Annotated in this window: 2 protein-coding genes; one reads left to right on the top strand and one right to left on the bottom strand. The window is 69.5% G+C overall.

All coding sequences use genetic code 11. From position 1 onward, the window contains the following. The coding region (locus AC1D00_RS39700) for an OmpA family protein (RefSeq protein WP_477014448.1) at positions 1–1,498 on the top strand (1,498 nt) is incomplete at its 5' end. 67 nt (positions 1,499–1,565) lie between these two features. Here AC1D00_RS39700 and AC1D00_RS39695 read toward each other — a convergent pair. Continuing rightward, positions 1,566–1,758, bottom strand: a 193-nt coding sequence (locus AC1D00_RS39695; RefSeq protein WP_477014447.1) for an alkaline phosphatase, incomplete at its 5' end; no start/stop codon positions are given.

Below are 1,758 nucleotides of genomic sequence, written 5' to 3'. Positions count from 1 at the left end.
GGGCAGCACACCCGGCGCTCCGCCGGCTGGACGCCCTGGTGCACCGCCGCCCGGCGTACGTCCCGGCTCGCCTCCGGCGGCAGGATCGCCGCCAGCTCCAGGCGCTACGCCCGCTCCAACGACCACGCCGGCACCCGGTGGCGCGACGCCGCCATCCGGACGTCCGGGTCCTGCACCGACGCCCGCGCCCGGCGCGGCGACCCCGGCTCCGACGGCAACGCCGGCCCCCGGGGGCGCGCCCGGACGTCCCGGTGCAGGACCGACGCCAGGACCCCAGGGTGGAACGCCTCCTGCTGGCGCGCCCGCGGCCGGAACTCCGGCTGCGCCGCCCCAGGCCGGCGGCCTCCCGGCCCGGCCCGCGGCCGGTGCCGCAACGCCGAGCACAGTGCCGGGTTCGGCGGCCGCAACGCCGCCACCCAACAGGGCGCAATTCGCAGCACCGACGGTTACGCCTGCCTTCCAGGCCGCGCCGACAGTCGTCGCACCGCTGCCACCTCCGCCGCGGCCGCCGCAGCGTGACCTGACACCGCTCGCGATCGGTGCAGGCGTCGTGGCTGGCGCCGTGATCGGCGCGACCATCGCCGACTACCGCAACCAGCGACACGAGAGCATCGAGGGTGGCCGCACCATCTACACCGAACCGGATCGCATCATCATCCGCGATCCGGGCGGGCAGGCCTACGTCCGCGGCAACGATCTCTACCGCTTCCGCTACGGCGCCCGAGATATCCGCACCGACACCGTCGGCGGCGATACCCGCACCGTCGTGATCCGTCCCGATGGCAGCGAGATCATCACGGTGGTCGGTCCGGACGGTCGGTTGCTGCGGCGAATCCGCCGGGACCCCGCTGGGCGCGAGATCATCATCATCGACAACAGCTACCGCGATCCGCGGTCGGTTGGCGGTTTCTATGTCGATGCGCCGCCGCCGGTCGTGAACATTCCCTACGATCGCTACATCGTCGACGCCCAGGAAGCGTCGCCGGACGTGATCTACCAGACGATGGTGGCACCGCCGGTGCAACGGATCGATCGTCGCTACACGCTCGACGAGATCCGCTACAGCCCCAATGTTCGCATGCAAATGCCGAGCATCGACGTCAACACGATCAACTTCGAAACGGGATCGTGGACGATCCCACCGGATCAGGCGGAGAAGCTGCAGGCGATCGCCGACGGTCTCAACCGTGCGATCCAGGCCAACCCGCGCGTGGTATTCCTGATCGAAGGTCACACCGACGCGGTCGGCAACGAGGTCGACAATCTGTCATTGTCGGACCGTCGTGCGCAGTCCGCGGCCGAATTGCTGACCCAGCAGTTCAGCGTGCCATCGGAGAACCTGACGTCGCAGGGCTATGGCGAGCAGTATCTGAAGGAGCAGACGCAAGGGCCGAGCCTGATCAACCGGCGCGTCACCATCCGCAACATCACGCCGCTGCTCAACGGCGGGCAGGCCTCGCTGCCGCCGCCCCCGCCCGGCACCGCGCCGCCGCGGTAAGGCGACCCACAAATGCAAAATGGCCGGGAGCAATCCCGGCCATTTTTGTTTGAGTCGCGCGGGGCGGCTACTGCCCGGCGGCCAGACCGAGCGCTTCGACCATGACGCGAAAGACTTCGGTATTATCCATCGAGCCGTGCACGCGCTCGCTGCCCGGCCCGGTCGCCGTCAGGATGACATCCTCGCCCGAATGCACGCTGGCACCGATCATCGCCGACAGATTGCCGGGACGCAGCACTGCTCCCGGGACATCCTTGTAT

The sequence above is a fragment of the Bradyrhizobium sp. P2_E8 genome, assembly GCF_056403875.1.
This window is presented reverse-complemented; position numbering and strand designations above follow the sequence as displayed.